At 54.6% G+C, this 19410-nt stretch carries 18 protein-coding genes; 6 read left to right on the top strand and 12 right to left on the bottom strand.

What is annotated here, in order from left to right:
• From minD to C8273_RS12020, 6 genes are read right to left on the bottom strand one after another with little or no spacing between them, the layout of a single operon-like run.
• Complete coding sequence (gene minD, locus C8273_RS12045; RefSeq protein ID WP_106627942.1) at positions 1-795, bottom strand: septum site-determining protein MinD; 795 nt, start codon at positions 793-795, stop codon at positions 1-3.
• Between the two features lie 9 nt (positions 796-804).
• The gene (gene minC, locus C8273_RS12040; RefSeq protein ID WP_106627961.1) at positions 805-1458 is read right to left on the bottom strand and encodes a septum site-determining protein MinC; all 654 of its coding nucleotides are present in this window, start codon (positions 1456-1458) and stop codon (positions 805-807) included.
• 9 nt (positions 1459-1467) lie between these two features.
• Positions 1468-3258, bottom strand: a complete 1791-nt coding sequence (gene mrdA, locus C8273_RS12035; protein ID WP_106627941.1) for a penicillin-binding protein 2 — start codon at positions 3256-3258, stop codon at positions 1468-1470.
• A 23-nt stretch (positions 3259-3281) separates the two neighbouring features.
• Entirely contained in the window at positions 3282-3779 is a 498-nt protein-coding gene (mreD, locus tag C8273_RS12030; RefSeq protein WP_106627940.1) for a rod shape-determining protein MreD, read from the bottom strand.
• Complete coding sequence (mreC, locus tag C8273_RS12025; RefSeq protein ID WP_106627939.1) at positions 3776-4717, bottom strand: rod shape-determining protein MreC; 942 nt, start codon at positions 4715-4717, stop codon at positions 3776-3778. The genes mreD and mreC overlap by 4 nt, the downstream gene beginning before the upstream one ends.
• Positions 4714-5748 (bottom strand): rod shape-determining protein, encoded by a 1035-nt coding sequence (locus C8273_RS12020; protein WP_066847971.1) that lies wholly within the window; start codon positions 5746-5748, stop codon positions 4714-4716. The genes mreC and C8273_RS12020 overlap by 4 nt, the downstream gene beginning before the upstream one ends.
• A 260-nt stretch (positions 5749-6008) precedes the next feature.
• Here C8273_RS12020 and C8273_RS12015 point away from each other — a divergent pair, with 260 nt between their 5' ends.
• The gene (locus C8273_RS12015) at positions 6009-6467 is read left to right on the top strand and encodes an S-adenosylmethionine decarboxylase family protein (protein WP_106627938.1); all 459 of its coding nucleotides are present in this window, start codon (positions 6009-6011) and stop codon (positions 6465-6467) included.
• Positions 6468-6537: 70 nt separating this feature from the next.
• Here C8273_RS12015 and C8273_RS12010 read toward each other — a convergent pair whose 3' ends face one another.
• Positions 6538-6990: a transcriptional regulator PerR gene (locus C8273_RS12010; RefSeq protein ID WP_106627937.1), complete on the bottom strand. Its 453-nt coding sequence runs from the start codon at positions 6988-6990 to the stop codon at positions 6538-6540.
• Positions 6991-7182: 192 nt separating this feature from the next.
• On the opposite strand from C8273_RS12010, the gene C8273_RS12005 reads away from it, so the two are divergent.
• The 4 genes from C8273_RS12005 to C8273_RS11990 all read left to right on the top strand — a co-directional run bounded on the left by C8273_RS12005 (position 7183) and on the right by C8273_RS11990 (position 12198).
• Positions 7183-9372, top strand: coding sequence for a Tex family protein (locus C8273_RS12005; RefSeq protein WP_106627936.1), 2190 nt, complete (start codon positions 7183-7185; stop codon positions 9370-9372).
• A complete protein-coding gene (locus tag C8273_RS12000) occupies positions 9369-11168 on the top strand; it encodes a nicotinate-nucleotide--dimethylbenzimidazole phosphoribosyltransferase (RefSeq protein WP_106627935.1) in 1800 nt (599 codons plus the stop codon). Before C8273_RS12005 ends, C8273_RS12000 begins: the two co-directional genes overlap by 4 nt.
• Positions 11169-11269: 101 nt before the next feature.
• Positions 11270-11860: a type IV toxin-antitoxin system AbiEi family antitoxin domain-containing protein gene (locus C8273_RS11995; RefSeq protein WP_106627934.1), complete on the top strand. Its 591-nt coding sequence runs from the start codon at positions 11270-11272 to the stop codon at positions 11858-11860.
• Positions 11857-12198, top strand: a complete 342-nt coding sequence (locus C8273_RS11990) for a nucleotidyl transferase AbiEii/AbiGii toxin family protein (RefSeq protein WP_106627933.1) — start codon at positions 11857-11859, stop codon at positions 12196-12198. Before C8273_RS11995 ends, C8273_RS11990 begins: the two co-directional genes overlap by 4 nt.
• A 48-nt stretch (positions 12199-12246) precedes the next feature.
• Here C8273_RS11990 and C8273_RS11985 read toward each other — a convergent pair whose 3' ends face one another.
• The 5 genes from C8273_RS11985 to C8273_RS11965 are packed head-to-tail and all read right to left on the bottom strand — an operon-like array spanning position 12247 to position 16555.
• On the bottom strand, positions 12247-13170 hold the full coding sequence (locus C8273_RS11985) for a hypothetical protein (RefSeq protein ID WP_106627932.1): 924 nt from the start codon (positions 13168-13170) through the stop codon (positions 12247-12249).
• A gap of 16 nt (positions 13171-13186) precedes the next feature.
• Positions 13187-14131 carry a nitronate monooxygenase gene (locus C8273_RS11980; RefSeq protein WP_106627931.1) on the bottom strand — a complete coding sequence of 315 codons (945 nt, stop codon included), beginning with the start codon at positions 14129-14131 and terminating at the stop codon, positions 13187-13189.
• Positions 14132-14142: 11 nt separating this feature from the next.
• Positions 14143-14619: a 2-C-methyl-D-erythritol 2,4-cyclodiphosphate synthase gene (gene ispF / locus C8273_RS11975; protein ID WP_106627930.1), complete on the bottom strand. Its 477-nt coding sequence runs from the start codon at positions 14617-14619 to the stop codon at positions 14143-14145.
• Entirely contained in the window at positions 14616-15386 is a 771-nt protein-coding gene (gene ispD / locus C8273_RS11970) for a 2-C-methyl-D-erythritol 4-phosphate cytidylyltransferase (protein WP_106627929.1), read from the bottom strand. The genes ispF and ispD overlap by 4 nt, the downstream gene beginning before the upstream one ends.
• Positions 15387-15406: 20 nt before the next feature.
• A complete protein-coding gene (locus tag C8273_RS11965; protein WP_106627928.1) occupies positions 15407-16555 on the bottom strand; it encodes a PIN/TRAM domain-containing protein in 1149 nt (382 codons plus the stop codon).
• A 392-nt stretch (positions 16556-16947) separates the two neighbouring features.
• On the opposite strand from C8273_RS11965, the gene C8273_RS11955 reads away from it, so the two are divergent.
• Positions 16948-19389, top strand: coding sequence for a TonB-dependent receptor plug domain-containing protein (locus C8273_RS11955; RefSeq protein ID WP_106627927.1), 2442 nt, complete (start codon positions 16948-16950; stop codon positions 19387-19389).
• The last annotated feature ends 21 nt before the right edge of the window (positions 19390-19410 follow it).

Raw genomic sequence — 19410 nt, 5'->3', positions numbered from 1 at the left:
TTACTTTCTCCCAAAGAGCTTGCTCTTGATGGTCTCCCAGAGGCTTTCCTTCGCAAACTCACGGAACGGTACATCCTCGCCGCAGAGACGTCCCACCACATCGAGATATGCCTGTCCTGCCGGAGAATCCGGCATCGTGATGCACGGCTCACCGCGGTTCGTGCTCGTTACGACCATTTCATCATCTGGGATCTGACCAATGCAGCCGACCGAGAGGATCTCGTCAATATCCGCCATATCGAGCATATCGCCCTTTTCGATCATCTTCGGGCGAATGCGGTTCACCACAAGGCGGATATCTTCCTTGTCCGCACGTCCAAGTTCACCGATGATCTTGTCCGCATCGCGCACCGCCGAGATCTCCGGCATCGTCACGACAATCGCCGTATCAGCAGCAGCAATTGCCGTCTTGAATCCCTGCTCAATCCCCGCAGGACAGTCGATGATGATGACATCGTAGGAACGGCGCAGCTCCTCACAGAGCAGGGCAAGCTGCTCCGGGTTCACCGCACTCTTATCCTTGACCTGAGAGGTCGGCAGGAGGAAGAGCGAGTCGTATTTCTTGTGACGGACGAGCGCCTTCTTGTATGGCACCCGACCTGAGGTCACATCGACCAGATCGTACATGATGCGGTTCTCAAGTCCAAGCAGGAGATCGAGATTTCTGAGTCCCGTATCCGTATCAATCAGGACGACACTCTTGCCGCGCATGGCAAACCCAACGCCCAGATTTGCCGTCGTTGTCGTCTTTCCAACGCCTCCTTTGCCCGATGTCACCACATAGATCTCACTCATATTCCGAACCTACCTCTCTATTGGCTCAATGACTATCTGACCATCTCTGACATAGGCGCGTTCCGCCTTGCCGGAGTCCTCCGGCTCATCTGGCGACCGTGCCACATAGTTCGCAATGCGAATCTGCGTTGGCATCAGATGGTCTGCAATAATAAATGCGGTCGAGTCTCCTGCTGCCCCTGCATGCACTACACCACGGCAGGTGCCGCGAACATCCACACTGCCGCCCGCCGTAATCTGCGCACCGGGATTGACATTGCCGAAGACAATGACAGACCCTTCCGTCTCGACTGCCTGTCCACCGCGCAGGGTCTTATCAATGATGAGCATGCGCTGCAGCTCCGGTGCATCCGTCGCGTCCCGTGGCGCTTCGTCTGCCGGCTGCACCCGCTCCGATGCAGGCGCAAGAGGAACGGCAGGTTCCGGCTTTGCCAGACGACAGATCAGACCGTGCGTCCGGAAGAGCTCCTGTACCTCAGCAAGCTCCTCCTTCGAAAAGTAATCACGAGGAACGCGCACAAGGGTGCCGCGCAGGAAGAATCCTGTCCCCGAATCCAATTTCTTGGAAAGCTCCTCCATGATCTCCGAAAAGGGCATATCGTTGGGGAAGCCGAGCATGAGTCCACCGTTTTCTCCTTTGATCTTGATCTTATCCTCGCTCATTTCCATCCCTCACTTGTTCCCTACATTTGGCTGCACACGATCCAGCTGAAATGCTGCCTCCAGAATCCTGCGTCCGATTGGTACAGCCGACATCGAACCAAAGCCGCCCTGCTCCACAATGACAGCAACGACAATATTTGGATTCACGTATGGACCATACGCCACGAACCATCCGTGATCGCGTCCCTGCGAATTCTCCGCCGTCCCTGTCTTGCCTGCAATATCGATCGGAAATCCGGCAAATACGCCCGCCGCCGTACCGATCTTGGTAACACTGTGCAGTCCCTCCTGCACATTTCGGATAACGGATTGACTCACATCCAGCTCCGAGAGAAGCTTTGGCTGGAACTCACGCACCGTATTCCCGTGGACATCTACAATCCGCTGAACGAGATGCGGCTGATAACGCTTGCCGTTCGCCGCAATCTCCCCCATAACCATTGCCGCCTGCAAGGGTGTCACAAGGTTGAACCCCTGACCAATCGCGGCATCAAACGTCTCCGAAAGATACCACTCGCCATCCTCAAAATTGTCTGCCTTGTATTTGCGGTTCGGGGCAAGCCCCTCTGCCTCGTATGGCAGATCAATCCCCGTCCGTGCCCCCAGACCAAACATGCGTGCATAGCGCTCCAGTGCATCGACACCAAGACGGTTGCCCATCTCATAGAAATAGACGTTGTCCGAGTGCGCCATTGCCTCTTGGAAGTTGATCCAGCCAAGAGCCTCTCCGCCCGCGTTCGTCTTCGGGATGATCCAGTGATGACCGGCATCGAAGATCTTCTCCTGCGGCGTCACCTTATGCTCGGCGAGCGCCGCCGTCCCCGTCACAATCTTGAACGTCGAGCCGGGCGGATATTCGCCCGTGATCGCCTTGTTATCCATCGGATGATAGGGATTATTGTTCAGTACATTCCAGTTCTGTGTGGAGATGCCGCCCGCAAAGAGATTCGGATTGAACGCAGGACGGCTGACCATCGCCAGGACCTCACCCGTCTGTGGGTTCATGACCACCGCAGCCGCCGCATGTGCATGCACAATGGCAAGCTGTGCATCCACCGCCTGCTCTGCAGCCTCCTGAAGATGCTTGTCAATCGTCAGAACGAGATCGTTGCCCGGCACGGGGGACTGACGACCGAGCAGCTGTACGGGACGACCGGATACATCCACCTCCACCTGATCGCCGCCGTTGATGCCGCGCACCTCCTTGTCGTAGATGCGCTCCAAGCCGAACTTACCGATGATGTAGCCCGATTTATATCCCTCGTCCTTGCGGCGTTCGAGTTCCTCCTCGTTGATTTCGCTCACATAGCCAAAAACGTGCGCTGCGTATTCCCCGTAAATATAGTCACGGATCGGCAACACCTCGATCACGACACCCGGATAGTCATCCTTTTGCTCCTCAATGATCGTGACAATGTCCGGCAATACATCGGTTTTGATGCGAATTGGGTCAAATCCAATGTGCGCATCAATCTTCTGTTGAATCTCCGCCACCGGAACATTGATGAGCTTTGATACACGCGCGATCACCTCAGGAGAAACCGGCTCCGTCAAAGGAAGCAGCGATACCGCAAAACCGGGGCGGTTCGTCACGAGGAGTTCGCCATTGCGGTCATAAAATGTCCCGCGCGCCGCCTCTGCCGGTATGATGCGGATGCGGTTGCCCTCTGCAAGACGTGCGTAGAGTTCACCGTCATAGACCTGCAAATAGCCAGCACGACCGATCAGCACCATGATGATAAGGACAATCACAGCTCTCAGGAATTGCAGCCGCCCGCTAAAATCTTCATTTTCGTTCACAATTACACTCCGAGAAATACGTTCTAACGCTTCGGATCGCGTATGCGCTTATCCAGATGAAAGGTCGCCCAGTGAATCGGATAAGCAAAGATCAGCTGGAACAGCAGCAGAATGAAAAGCACGCGCCCTATATGCAGAAAGGGATTGAAATGATAGCCAAGCAAATACACGATGAGTGCCGAAATCACGTATTTGGCAAAGGTCGCCGCGATTGACGCCGTAATTGGAAGAAAGAACTGCTCTTTAAATACGCGGTCAGAGAACCGTCCAAAGAAGAGTCCGATCAGCGTCAGTGTAAACGCATGCAGTCCAAAGAAGGAACCCACACTGAGATCCTCCATCAGACCAATGGAAAATCCGACAAATCCGCCCCACGCACTGCCGCGCAAAAAAGCATAAGAAACCGTCGCTAAAAGCAGCAGATCCGGTACAACCCCATAGACAGAGATAAGCGGCAAAAAAGAGAACTGCAGCGCAAAGAGTACAACGAAAAAAACAATAAAGTAACGGTGTTTTTTCACTGCGTCGCCGCCTTTGTCTGTGTCGCAGAGATCTGAGCTGCTGCAGCCGCACCGGGGCTGAGCGGCGCGGGCTGAATGGGAGCTGGAGGTGCCTCACGCGATGCCGTAATGATCGCCACATCCTCAAGCCGCTGGAAATCTACCGCTGTATCGATGAGTGCGACCTTGAGAAGCCCGGTATCATCACTGTGCTGGGAAACAATCCGCCCCACCGGAATCCCCTTCGGATAGATTCCTCCGAAGCCGGATGTAATGACAATATCACCATCCTGCACATCCGCATTGCGTGGAATGTTCACCATCTGCGGCATATAGGGGTTGTCCATTGACCCCGAGACAATGCCCGTCACACGGGATTCCGTACGCTGAACAAGCGTCCCGACGGAGGAGCGCACATCAAGGATCAGCTGCACCTTGGATGAAAGTGGTGCAACCTCCGTTATGCGTCCCACAAGCCCCTTGCCCGTGACCACGGGCATGTTCTCGCGCACCCCATCCTTTGAGCCACGATCCACGACAATGGTACTCGTCCAGAGTGCCGCATCCCGCCCAATTACACGCGCAGCAAGGAGATCGAACTGCTGCACCGACTGCTTGTACGCCAGCAGTTCGCGCAGGCGTGCATTCTCCGCCGCGTACTCCTCTGCCATCGTATTTTGCTGACGCAGCTGCTCGACCTCATTCTTGAGCATCTTATTCTGCTCATGCACCGTAGCAATTTCCCACAGGTTCGACGTCACATATTGAATCTGCTGCCCCGCATAGGAAAAGATCATCTCAAAGGGGGCAAGCACGGTTCCGACCGTACTCGTCGATGCAGTCGCCTGAAATCGTCCACGTGCGGCAAAGAAAATGACGCAGAACAGAGCGAGCAGAACAAAGAGCAGCGCCCAGATCTTGCGGCCTGACTGCCTTGCCCGTCCGATTCGATCAATCATTGTTTCAATTTCTTGGAGGACATGACGACATTCTTGAGCAGCCCGATGTTCTCAAGTGTCCGCCCAGTCCCCTCACCGACGCAGGAGAGCGCATCCTCGGATACGAGGACGGGCATCCCTGTCTCATGCGAGAGCAGCTTGTCAAGATTCATGAGAAGTGCCCCTCCGCCCGTCATCATAATGCCATGATCCATGACATCCGCCGCGAGTTCCGGTGGTGTCTTCTCAAGTGTCCCCTTCACTGCATCGATAATCTTATAGATCGGCTCGTTCAGTGCCTCACGGATCTCCTTCGCGCGGATCGTCAGCGTCTTCGGCAGACCACTCACGAGATCACGTCCGCGAATGTCCATCGTACGATCCGTATCCGGCGTCACAATCGCCGTTCCGACCGTGATTTTGATCTCCTCTGCCGTCCGCTCACCGATCATGAGGTTATACATCCGCTTGATGTACTGCACAATCGACGAGTCCATCTCATCGCCGCCGATGCGGATGGAACGGCTCGTCACAATACCGCCGAGGGAGATCACGGCGATCTCCGTCGTGCCGCCGCCGATATCGACGACCATGCTGCCCGTTGCCTCCTCGACCGGAAGCCCTGCACCAATCGCCGCCGCCATTGGCTCCTCAATCAGATATGCCTCGCGTGCACCTGCCTGCTGTGCCGCGTCGATGACCGCGCGCTTTTCCACCTCCGTCACGCCGGAGGGAACGCCGACCACAACACGTGGACGAACAAACGATTTTGATCGCATTGCCTTGCGGATAAAGTATTTCAGCATCGCTTGCGTCACATCAAAATCCGCAATAACACCGTCCTTCATCGGACGAATTGCTACAATATTTCCAGGGGTACGGCCGATCATCTGCTTAGCTTCCTCGCCCACTGCAAGCACGTCACCCGAATCACTCTTGATCGCAACAACAGACGGCTCGCGCAGAACAATCCCGCGTCCCTTGACATGTACCAATGTATTTGCCGTGCCGAGGTCAATCCCCATATCATGTCCACCAAAAAGACCAAACATTGTAAAAGGAGTCTCCTTCCATACAAATGAGATGTATTCGTATCAATAATTCCATATACGCCGCCAATAAGGCGTGTAGAATCAGTATATCATAAGCATCTTTATTTTTCCATGAGATTTTATCGGGAAACAGGCGGAACGGGGTACACTTTTTTTAATCGTCTTATCTTAGGACGATTTAACTATATCCTTGACGGGCACGCACCTTTCCTCTATAATGAAATCTATATAGGAAGCACTGTATAAGGAGACTGAGACGCATGGATATTCAATCAAGGTTACTGACAGTGGATTTTTATAATTGCAAAGCCGAAAAATGCAGTGATGCAGCTGCACTGAGCGCCAGGATCTCAGAGGCGCTCAGAGAACTGAATCTCAGCCCCCTGCAGATCATTACGGATGTCCAGCAGAGCGGTCATATCTCTCTGATGGCACTTCTTCCGGACGGTCATCTGGCACTGCATGTCCACCCCGAACTGTGCCACGCCTCACTCGATATTTACCTTTGCGCAGAGGATGCCGCGCTGGATCCGATTGCACGAGTCCTGCGCAAGACATTCCAGCCGGAAAAAACAAAGAGCACCCACCTGCGGCGCGGCGACTTCCGTTCCCCCTCCGAGATCCGACCCAAAACGACAACGCGCGTCGCCCCCATTCGAAAGATCAAGAGTACCGGTGCAAAGGTCATCCGCATCCTTGCACGGCGTAACCGTGGATAAAAGAGAGGCTTCTGTACGAAATGAATCACTTCGTACAGAAGCCTCTCTGTTTTATGCAAGTCGTTCAAATTCAGTGATTCTCAGCATTTGCCTCCTGACATTCCGGACAGTAGCCGAAGAAATACATCTGCTGTGAGACGATGCGATAGCCTGTTACCGATGCGACGTTCTTATCGAGCGCGGGAAGCGATGCGATGGGAACATCCGCAACCTTATCACAGGCAATGCAGCGGACATGCGGATGTGAGGAAATATCCGCATCATAGCGGAAAGCCTCCTCCCCCACGTTCAGCTCGCGTACAATGCCGATCTCACAGAACGCATCGAGTGACTTGTAGACGGTGGCGAGACTCATGGTCGGATAATCCGGACGCAGCTCCTTGTAGAGCGTCTCTGCCGTCGGGTGTTCCGTCGTTGCTGCAAGCGCGGCATAGACGGCAAGGCGCTGCGGTGTCACCTTCTTTTTGTTCTGACGAAGAATATCCGTCACCTCGCCGAGTGTCAACATTGTATGTTCTCGCATAATAATTCCTACTTCGCTTTTCTACCAAATCTAAAATCGTTATTATTTATGTATTATAATACTCTATCCGAAAACTCCTGTCAATAGTCCCTACCATCTTACCGCAACAAGAATACATCCTTACCTTTGGCACGACTCCAAAAGCATGATATAATGAAGGACATTGAACAATAGAAAGAAAGGTTTGATTCCATGCGCATTTCCGATATTCCGGCCACAATCGCGGGCGAACTTTCCATCCGTCCGCAGCAGGTCGAAGCTGTTATCACCCTCCTAGATGACGGCAATACCATTCCATTCATCGCACGTTACCGCAAGGAGGCGACCGGCTCGCTGGAAGATGAGATGCTGCGACAGCTGGATACACGCCTTACCTATCTGCGCAGTCTTGTCAAGCGGCAGGAAGAAATACTCGCCCGCATCGAGGAGCAGGGAAAACTAACCGACGAACTGCGCATGGCGATTGAGGGCGCCGAGAAACTGCAGACGCTTGAGGATCTCTATCGTCCCTACAAGCAAAAAAAACGTACCCGAGCCTCCGTGGCGCGCGAGCGCGGGTTGGAGCCTCTTGCAAATGCCATGCTTATGCAGCGGGAGACAGCGGGGACACCCGAGGAGTTTGCAGCCTCTTACATAGATGCTGAAAAGGAAGTACCGACCGCCGACGATGCACTTGCGGGTGCCCGTGATATCCTTGCGGAGACCATCATGGACGAGGCGGAGCTGCGTAGCCTCATGCGTGAAAAGTTTTGGAAAAATGCCGTACTCGAAACGACGCTGGACGTGGATGCAGAGGATGCGCAGATCTTTCAGATGTATGACGGCTACAGCGAACCCGTTCGCACGCTCCCCTCCCATCGCATTCTCGCCGTCAATCGCGGCGAGAAGAAGGGCTGTCTCTCCGTGCGCATTGTCGTCGATCACGAAGCCAACATCGAATGGATCTACAAGCGTATTTATGCACGCCCATCGATCTTTGCGGATGAGCTGCACGCAGCGATTGAGGACGGGTACAAGCGTCTGCTCGTCCCTACACTCGAGCGCGAACTGCGCACGCAGCTGACAGAATCCGCCGAGGAGAAGGCAATCGCGGTATTCGGTCACAATCTCCGGCAGCTGCTTCTGCAGCCGCCCCTTGCGGGACATACGGTGCTCGGACTTGACCCCGGCTATCGCACAGGCTGCAAGATGGCAGTCGTGGACGCGACAGGAAATGTTCTCGCGAGCGGGGTGATTCAAGTCACGAAGAGCGACGGCGAACGACGCTCAGCGGCTCAGATGCTGCTGAAGCTGATCAAGGCACACGGGGTCACGCTCATCTCCATTGGCAACGGTACGGCATCCTACGAAACGGAGCAATTTGTCGCCGCGCTGATCCGCGACAACGATCTCAAGGATGTGCATTATCTCATTACAAACGAGGCAGGTGCCTCCGTCTACTCTGCCTCACAGCTCGCGAAGGAGGAGCTGCCCGACTACGATGTCACGATTCGCGGCGCCGTTTCCATTGCACGACGCGTGCAGGATCCGCTCGCCGAGCTCGTAAAGATCGATCCACAGGCAATCGGTGTCGGACAGTATCAACACGATGTCAGCCAAAAGCAGCTCAGGGAGACGTTGGATGCTACTGTAGAGGATGCCGTAAACCATGTCGGTGTCGATCTCAACACCGCCTCCCCCGCCCTCCTGAACCGCATTGCAGGCATCAATACGGCGATTGCAAAGAACATCGTCTCTTACCGAAACAAGAACGGACGCTTTACCAACCGCAAGGCGCTCCTTAAGGTCGCCCGTCTTGGAGACGCCGCCTTTACCCAGTGCGCAGGCTTCCTGCGTATTTATGAAGGTGAAACACCGCTTGACAGCACCGCCATTCACCCCGAGTCCTACGAGCTTGCCCGCTCGATTTTGAGTGAAATCGGTGCGACGGAGGACGATCTGCGCGATCGCGCGAATCTCCCCGCTCTCGCGCTCAAAACCGCACAGACGGAGCCGACACCACTCGCAAAGAAGCTCGGTGCGGGCGTCCCGACCGTCACCGATATATTAAAGGCAATCGCCCGCCCGGGACGCGACCCACGCGAGGATCTGCCCGCACCGCTCACACGTCAGAACATCATAAATCTCTCCGACCTCGCCGTTGGTACCATCCTCAAGGGTACCGTACGCAATATTACGGATTTCGGCGCATTCATTGACATTGGGCTAAAACAGGCGGGGCTGCTCCATATCTCCGAGATGAGCCACCGCCGCGTGCGTCACCCGCTCGACCTGCTCTCCGTCGGCGATTCCCTTGATGTCATGATCATCAGCATCGACGAGGAGCGCGGACGTATCGGACTCTCCCTGAAGCGCATGGAAAAGGAAAAGGCACGCGCATGAAGCTCCTTGAACAGACCATAGCCGCCATCAATGTGCCCGATATGGGAATTTGCAAGGCGGCTGCCGCTGCGTTGAACGCACAAACAAAGGTGGACTTCGGGCGGTTGAATGATGCCCTCCTGCGCTATATCCGAATCACAGAGGATCGTCATCCCGCCCCTCCGCAGACGAGCGTCATCATCGCCTGCGCCGACCACGGCGTCGCCGCAGAGAGCGTCAGTGCATACCCGCCCGAGACCACACTCAACATGATGTGCAACTATCTTATCGCACGCGGCGGCACAGCGAATGCCGCTGCAAACTATGCGGGCGCGCGCCTCATTGTCGCCGACCTCGGGGTGAATGCGGACAGCACGGACATCCCGGGACTTCGCCATCACAGCATCGCACGTGGCACGGCGAATATGACACAAGGCTCCGCCATGACGCGTGCACAGGCGATACAATCCATTGAAACGGGCATATCCCTCGCAAATGACTGTGCCGATCACGGTGACCGCTGCATCCTACCCGGAGAGATGGGCATATCCAATACAACATCGAGCGCCGCGATTGTCGCAGCATTCCTAGGACTGCATCCTGAGGAGGTCACAGGACGCGGCGCAAACATCTCTGATACACGCCTCGCACACAAGGTTGAGATCGTCCGCCGCGCACTTACGGTCAACCGTCCCAACCCGCACGACGGCTTGGATGTCCTCGCAAAGGTCGGAGGATTCGAGTTTGGCTGTATCGCAGGACTCATCCTCGGTGCTGCCGCACGGCACATGCTCGTCATCCTAGACGGGGCGAATACAACCGCAGCAGCGCTGATCGCGCATGCGCTCGCCCCGAATTGTGTGCATTATCTTCTCGCCTCACACTCCTCGCTGACGGAGCACTCCCACCCGCACGCGCTCCGACATCTCGGACTCATGCCCATGCTGCGTCTCGACATCCGCCTGAGTGAGGCGGCAGGTTCATCGATTGCACTGCGGATGCTCACGCAGATGTTAAAGGTATGGGAAGCGATTGACACTCCCGCAGAGAAGGCGATCCACCTCCCCCCTATCGGCGCGCTTTGCTCGCCACTTCCCCCGCAAGCGGAGGAAGTTAATATGGCGTTCTTAAAAACCTCCCCTGCCCCGCCGAACCAATCCATCATGGATGCCACGCAGTACCGTCTCGACAACCTTGCAAAGCCCATCCACAGCCTCGGCTTCCTCGAACGGATCGCCTTACAGCTTGCGGGCACGATGGGCTGCAAACGACCGCCCCTTGATACAAAAGCAGCCCTTCTCCTCATCACGGAGGAGGACATTCCCGCTGATCTTACGCGCATCCTCCATGCCCTGACGGAAGCAGCAAGCATCCCGGTTCATACGCTCGTCGTATCGTGCGGGACAGCGAGCAGCATAAGCGCATATCAAACAGCGCATGCGTGCGTCCGCACGTATCCGGTCCTCATCCTTGGCACATACGAACTAGGGAAAAGCCCCGCCGTCTCCCATGCGCTCACGGCTGCTCTCCACGGTGCGGCAGTGGGCGGAGACCTCATCATCCCAGGTGATGCACGGACAGATTGTATTGCACGAGAGGAATGCGCTGCAAATGCGGCTCTGCACCCATACATCCTGCACATCCTGCCGGACATGCTTACCATCGATACAAACCTAATCGCGGGCATCGCGGGCATCTTTGGTATGGACATCGTCCGCGCCGCCCTCCACGTCCTGAACGACATGAAGACTTTCACCGAGACTGGTGTTGCTGTCGCCATTGATGGCGCGGGAGCAGGTCGACAAGTAAATACATAATATTTCCTAAAAATCCGATTCTATACATATAAAAATTTATATGTATAGAATCGGATTTCGTGTATAATAGCCATATACCAACATGGGAGGTAAAACTTACAATGTCAACGAAATCGAAAGCCGCTGACAAGATATTTTGGCGGAAACAAGATATACTTCAACAAATGACAGAACACCAATTTAGACAACTTATAAACACAAAACAGTTAATACGAACGCGAAAGGGAATCTATCACTACGCTGATACAGATTTTCCTGATAACGATATGATACTTGTGCAAGAATTTTTTCCGCAGGGAATCATCAGCATGTTTACAGCAGCCAGTTATTACAATCTGACAACGATAATCCCAAGCTCTGTTCAAGTAACACTTTCCAGTAAAGGTGCACGTCATCTAGTTCCCCCAGACTACCCTCACATTGAATTTTTCTTTGCTGACGAAAAAATAATACAGCTTGGCATAGAGATAATTTCCGAAGAAAATCATACTCTTCGAATCTACAATCGCGAGCGTGTGGTCTGCGATATGTTCCGCTATCTATCCCGCGTCGGTATTGATGCGGCTCTTGAAGTATTCAAGAACTATATGAAGGACAGTAAAAATCATAAATTAGACCAGTTAATCCATTATTCACGTCTGCTTCGCGTTTATAAATATATTCATCGTTATACGGAGGTATACATTGCATGAATGATCAAAGTGTAAAAGATCGCCTCAAAAATCTTGGCCGTGTAAAAAAGAAAAACTTCGGTGAACTGCTGATTCGATACGCAATCGAGCGGTTTCTGTACCGCCTCTCCATCTCACCTCATCGTGAGCATTTCATCTTGAAAGGCGGAGCTCTGCTTTATACACTTTTTGAGTTTTCAGCAAGGGTTACAAAGGATTTACAGCGTATCAATGCCCCGATCAATATCTCTTTTGCCGAGATCATGCAGGAACTCAAAGCATTCCTTCTTCCAATACATAATTCCTGTATTGAACAGACACCTTTTCACGATCAATGGGATACGACAGGCTGGAGATAAAAACAATCCTCGTATGAGCCTGATTTCCGCTCATACGAGGATTGTTTATTATATCTCCGCCTCAAGCTGCCCCCGCTTGAACACCTTGCCGATGGTGCCGAACTGAAACGTTGCAGCCTCTTTGACTGTGAAGCGACCGTAGGTATTCCCTGCACGATAGTTCGAGTTGAACGCCTCGCGCATGCCGCCCGCTGTGTGCATTTCCTCGCCGTAGACGAGGAAGGGATTCGGCACGACGGCGAAGAGATTGTTGCCGAGGGGCATGCCCCAAAAATCTGCGTCACGCGTCGGTGTAACGGCAACGAAACGCGGCTCGAGTTCGGGACGGCTGAGCCGCAGCTGCATATTCGTACAGCGCATCCCCTGCACCTCATAGAGCTTGATGAAGTCGTCCTGTGCCTTCTTCTTCTGGAACATCGTGCCCTGTACTTCGTAGAGCGCGTTGTAGTCGCGCACATAGTCCGCTGCGCGTTCGGCGGGTGTCCGCTCACGCAGTTCATGCACAGGAATCTTCTCCAAAGCTGCCGCATCGGCAGCTTTTTTACGTGCGGCTTCGTTCTGTTTGGCACGGTCGCTCGGCGCGGACTCCTTTCCTGCCGTCGCGCGCGCATAGCTGCCCGCTGCCCGTTCCATCATGTTCACAGGCTTTCCCTGTGCATGTTCCGGCGGCTTCACCGGAGGAGATGCCGCTCCGGTATAGGCGCGTGAGAGTTCACGCTTCATCTCCTCATCCAGTAAGTCACTCACCGAGGGAACGGTACGCTGTGCGGCAGCATTCGCCTCCGCCGCCGAATGATCGGCAGGTGCTTGCTGTGCTTCCTTGCGCACAGGCGAAGCACCCGCACGACGCTCCGCAGCCTCCAGACGCTCCACCAGCTCGTCGATGCGACTCTGCTGACGCAGCGCCATCTTTTCGAGAAGCGTGACCCGCTTCGCGAGTTCATGAATCCGTGTCAGTTCGTCGGTTCCCATTCCCCTGATTTACCCCTTAAACCTCAATCTTTGCCGCGCGCGCCAGCACCTCACGCGCCTCGCGCACAATGCGATCTACAATCACCTTGACCGGCTCAATCTCGCGCAGGAGTGTCAAGGTCTCGCCCGCCTGCATCATGCCGTTGACGACATCGCCGTCCACGGCGGCGAGCTTGTTCGTACCCGTCGCACGGTCGAGCAGTTCCTGCTTCGTCGCCTTGCCCGAGAGTTCGAGCGCGACAAATTCCTCGGAGAACTTGTTCTTGATACCGCGTACCGATCCACCGATGGTGAAGCCCGTCACAATCGTATCCGTGTCTACCGCTTCGATCAGCTTCGCCTTCATATTGTTGTGCACAACGCACTCCTCGGCAACGAGGAAGCGCGTCCCCATCTGAATGCCCGCCGCTCCCATGAGGAGTGCCGCTGCAAGCCCACGCCCATCACCAAAGCCACCCGCCATGATGGCGGGGAGCTTTACCTCGGGGATGACCTGCTCCATCAGCGGCATGGTCGAGAGTACGCCAATGTGACCGCCGGCCTCCATGCCCTCCACAACAATCGCGTCTGCGCCCTTCTCCTCCACACGTTTCGCAAGCTTCACACTCGGTACAACGGGGATGACCTTCACTCCTGCCGCGTGCAGCTTCTCAAAGTACGGAACGGGGTTACCTGCACCGAGCGTTACGAACGCCGGCTTCTCCTCGCAGATCACATCGACAATCTCATCCTTATTCGGCGCCATGAGCATGACGTTCACACCAAACGGACGATCCGTCAGCGTACGGCAGCGACGAATCTCATCGCGCGTGTACTCCGTCGTACGCCCCCCCGTCGAGATGATGCCCGCACCGCCCGCATTCGATACCGCAGAGGCGAGATTCGCCTCCGAGATCCACGCCATGCCGCCCTGCAGGATGGGAACCTCGATCCCCAAGAGTTCCTTCAGCTGATTTGCCACGTTACTACCTCCTATATACGCTCTATGCCAGCAACGGCATAGGCAGACATCCCTTCTCCGCTGCCCGTAAAGCCAAGGCGCTCCTCCGTCGTCGCCTTGACATTGACATCGCTGACCGCCACGCCAATCATCCGCGCGATATTCTCACGCATCTCTTGAATGTACGGCAGCAGCTTTGGCGCCTGTGCTACGACACACGCATCCACATTGCCGATGGCATAGCCCTCCGCACGCACAAGACGCACGACCTCGGCGAGGAGCTTTCCGCTGTCTGCGCCACGAAAGCGCTCATCTGTATCGGGAAAATGCGTCCCGATATCCCCGAGTGCCGCCGCTCCAAGCAGAGCATCCGAAACCGCATGGAGCAGCACATCGGCATCTGAGTGTCCGAGCAGCCCCTTTTCATACGGCACATCCACACCGCCGAGAATGAGCTTTCGCCCCTCGACCAGTCGGTGCACATCATAGCCCATACCGAACCGCGTCATTCGCCCTCTCCCTTCCGTCGCCGCACAACGCCGCCGAGGAGTCGCTTTGCCTCATGTACGGCGGTCTTCATCAGTTCGCCCGCCCCCATGTCGTTGCGCAAAATTGCCTCCGCAACCACCATATCCTCGGGCGTTGTCACCTTAATATTACTGTACTCACCCTTGACGATGTGCACGGGAATGCCGAGGCGCTCCACAAGGCTCGCGTCATCCGTCCCGAGAAAGCCGTCCTCATCCGCACGACGATTCGCCTCAAGCAAAATCTCTTTGCGAAAGCCCTGCGGTGTCTGCACCTGCCAGAGCGTACTGCGCGGCGGTGTCGAGACGACAATACCGTCCTCCGAGGCAATCTTGATCGTATTCTTCTCCGGCACGGCGATAATTGCCGCTCCCTCCACACGCACGACACGGATCAGTTCCTCGATTGTCTCGCGGCGGATCAGTGGGCGTGCTGCATCATGCACAAGCACAATATCCGCCTCCTCCGAGACGAGGGAAAGCCCGTTGCGGATGGAGTACTGACGCTCCGTGCCGCCCTCAACCACCTTCCAAGGGGCAAGCCCCTTGACGCGGCTGAGCAGCCCCCGCACCGCATCCACCTCATCCGCACCGACGGCAACGATCAGCTCACCAACCTCGGACACCTTGGAAAACGTGAGCAGCGTCCGCAGGAGCATAGGCTTGCCAGCAAGCGTCAAAAAGACCTTGTTCAGCCCCGCATTCATCCGATGCGCCTGTCCTGCCGCCGGAAAAACCACACTTACCATGTACCGATCCTCCATCCGATTCACCGTGTCAGCTTCGCAAAAATCATGCGACCCGCCGCCGTCTGAAGCGCCGATGTCACCTCTACGGATACAACTTCATTCATACAGTGAAATCCGCCATCCACAACAATCATCGTTCCATCATCGAGATAGGCAAGCCCCTGCCCGTGCTCCTTGCCCGGGCGTACAATCTGCACCGTCATGAGATCGCCTGGAATAGCGACCGGCTTCACCGCATTTGAGAGTGCGTTGATGTTCAGCACGGGAACGCCGCGCAGCTGTGCCACCTTGTTCAGGTTGAAATCATTCGTAATGATCTTGCCGCCGACCTCCTGCGCCAGCTGCAAGAGTTTGGAGTCCACCTCAGAAATATCCTCGAAATCCGCCTCCGTGACCTCCACCTTCATGCGCGACTCCTTGCGGATCTTTTGCAGGATATCGAGTCCGCGGCGTCCGCGCACGCGCTTCAGCGAGTCCGGAGAATCAGCGATGTGCTGCAGCTCCTCAAGAACGAACACCGGAATGAGTAGCGTCCCCTCAAGGAAGCCCGTTTCGCAGATATCTGCGATGCGTCCGTCAATGATGACACTCGTATCGAGCAGCTTGTACTGACGCTCCGTCTGCACCGGCTGCCCTGTTGTCTGCGCGGGAACACGCCCCTCGCGGATGCGCGACATATCGCGCAGGAATCGCGGGATAAAGTCAAAGACCGCCGCAAGTTCCTCCTGCTTTCGTACCATAATATGAGCACCGAGATAGCCGAGTACAATGCTGAACACAATGGGAATGTAGTCGCCGACAATCGGTATCATAGAAAACGCGTCACCGAGAAGACGCGCAATGATGAGTCCAATAAAAAGTCCGATTGCCCCTGCGATCACATCCCGCGTCGGCATCTTGCCCAGCTGCCCCTCCACCCATACGGAGAAACGCCTGAGCCGTCCCGTGAAGAACGGCGCGAGCGGATAGCCAATCACACCGCCGAGAATCGTTCCGAATAGAATGCACAGAAGTCCTGCCGGTGAGAGTCCGAGCACACCGAGTTCGACATGCCAAAACGGTGCAGAGAAATAGCCGCTCACCGTCGGAATCATAAATTCAAAGAGAGTTCCGCCCACAATCGCCGTGATGAGCACAATAAAAAAACGCAATACACGATCGAGTAACAAATATTCACCTCCCTTCTTACGGGGTAGGTTGAAAAGCCTCAGTCTGCCGTCCTTTTCAACTCTTTTAGTATAATAAAAAAAGTACGCATTGTCAAAACACTGTTATGACAATAATTGCAAGAGAGTATTATTTTCCTATTGACAACTTCCTGCATCCTTTTATAATGATAATCGGCTTCATTTTTCTATTGCGGATTGCTTAGGAAATTGTTGATCAAGTGAAGCCCGTCAATTTTGCGTAGATTGTTTCGTCCGAATAAGAAGGAAAACCGGACGCATACCAAGGGCTATGTGGAGGTTTGCCGACGAAGTACGGGCAAAAAGATGCGGCAAGATGGCAGGGCTGAATTTATCCGTGATCCCCACTATGTATGAAAGGATGTATTAGTGTAATGTCTTTCAAAGGAAAATTGCGTCATGGACGATATGCACTGCTGACTGCCGCTGTACTTGCCTGCCTGGGAGCACAGCATGGGTATGCAGCAGAGGACGTTTCGGGGGGGGGGGGTAAGTCAAAAGTCTCAACCGAAGACATCCACGTGGAGGTGGACTTCGATAAAGAGATGCTCAAGGAAGCTCCCGAAACAAAGACGATCATCTCCCGCGCGGATCTTGACCGCAAGGGGGCACGCACACTCTCGGACGCACTTGCGGCGGAGCAGGACATCCAGATGGGCACGGACAACATGGGGCGCAAGACGGTCGGCATCCGCGGTGCCGAGCCGCGCCACACGCTCATCCTCGTCGACGGACGCAGACTCGCGGGAGGTCTCAGCAAGTACTACGGTGCAACGGACGAGGTGAATCGCATCGGACTCGACGACATCGACCACATCGAGATCATTCGCGGCTCGGGTACCGTTCGCTATGGTGCGGATGCCATCGGCGGCGTCATCAACATCATCACGAAGGTCTCACATCGACAGGGCGTCCGTCTGACGACCGAAGGCTCATGGATCGACGTGAAGGGCAGCCAGTACAACCACAGCATTGGCTACTCCACGGGTGACCTTGGGAATGGCACCTATATGGACTTCTCCTACGGCTGGAGCAAGACTGCACCCTTCCTCTACGACAATGACGGCACATCCATGCAGTACTACGGCGACCGCAATCCAATGAGCGCACGCATCGAGTTTAACATCGGCAAGGATGAGACACTCACCCTCTCGGCGGATCGTCAGACGGAGGACTTGCAGAAAGATACAACGCTTGGCAGATTTACGCGAGGCAGGGTCATAGATATGGCGGCGCTGGAAGATGCGTGGCGCAATAATTTCAGCATTGACTGGAAGAAGCAGACGAACCGGGCGGACTATCGCGTGCGCCTCTACCAAACGGAACATAATTCCGATGTAACTTATCGTGTTTTTGGCAGAGGAATCCCCTATCATCATTTCTATTTCGATTTTTTTGATCGCATTGATAACGTTTTCGAGGCATCCGTCGGTGTGATGGCGCATGACAAACACTATGTCACCGTCGGTGCGGACTATCACGATGAATACGGTGAGGGAACACGAATCAGTGTTCCGAGACAGACGGCGCGTCAGGAAACGAGATACTATAGTTTCCCCAACCCGGATGATCCGTCTAATCCGAATAAGCGCTCCTACACCGGAAATATCTATGATGCTTCACTGAACTACTACAGTGCCTACATCATGGACGACTGGCAGGTCGGTAAGAAGCTGCTCGTGATCCCAGCCCTGCGCTACACGAACCACAGCCACTTCGGCGTGAATGTTTCCCCTTCCATTGGCGCAACGTATAAGGCACAGAACAACGTCCGCATCAAAACGAACATTGGCACAAGCTTCGCGACGGGCGGCATTGCCGAGCTTTATCACGATTGGGAAATGTACGAACCGTCGCTGAATCCCAAGCCGCCGATTCGCAATGGCTGGCTGTTCGAGGGCAATCCCGAGCTGAAGCCCGAGAAGGCACTCAATATGGACATCTCTGTCGAAAAGGATTTCGACAAGAAGACCAGTGCAAAGCTCACCCTCTTCCGCAATGACTACAAAGACTATATGCAGATCATGTATAACGGAGAGAAGCAGAGCAAAAACCTTTATGGCCGCACCTACTATGATCCTCAGGTACGCTATCCGAGTGTCTACGGATATTATGACTATGATACGCTTGTATCCATGATAGAGTCTGCGCCCAACTGGCAGTATATTGAGGACAATATTCTTGATGAAACATCTATGGTGTCCAATGTGCCTGCTACGGATGATGTCTATACCTACCGGAACATCTCCAAGGCGCGTACGCAGGGCATCGAGGCGGAGGTTACGCATCAGGTTGCACGCGATTTCAGCATCAAGGCGGGCTATACCTACCTTGACGCTTATGACCGTCAGTCAGGCAAGCGTCTGGAGGGACGCGGTCGCCACATGCTGAATCTCACAATGACCTACAGCGACCCGAAGAACGGCTGGCGTGCCACATTCTGGGGCGACTATACGCGGAACTATCTTGATATCCGCGACCGCATTATCACAGGTCGACTGATGGATGCAAACGGAAACACAATTACGGAGACACCTCATTACACGTTCACGAACCCCGAAACAGGTGAAGTCTATCATTTGTTCCCCAACGAAACAGATGCCAATACCCATGTAAAAGGCGGTATTCAGCATGACTTCACCCGTGAAAAGCTTGCCCGCGAGAAGAACTACGGTCTATGGAATCTCATGGTCGAAAAGGACTACCACCACTTCCTCACGTTCTACGCCGGCATCACGAATCTGTTCAACCAATATGACCCATACCTCGGTATGGGCGGGCGCATCTACCGTCTCGGTATGCGCATGATGTTCTAATCTATACAAAGGAGCTTAGCT

Origin of the sequence: Candidatus Centipeda massiliensis (assembly GCF_900290285.1) — a bacterium.
In the GTDB taxonomy this organism is placed as follows: domain Bacteria; phylum Bacillota; class Negativicutes; order Selenomonadales; family Selenomonadaceae; genus Centipeda; species Centipeda massiliensis.
The sequence above is the reverse complement of the archived record's forward strand: the minus strand, read 5'-3'. Positions and strand labels throughout refer to the sequence as shown.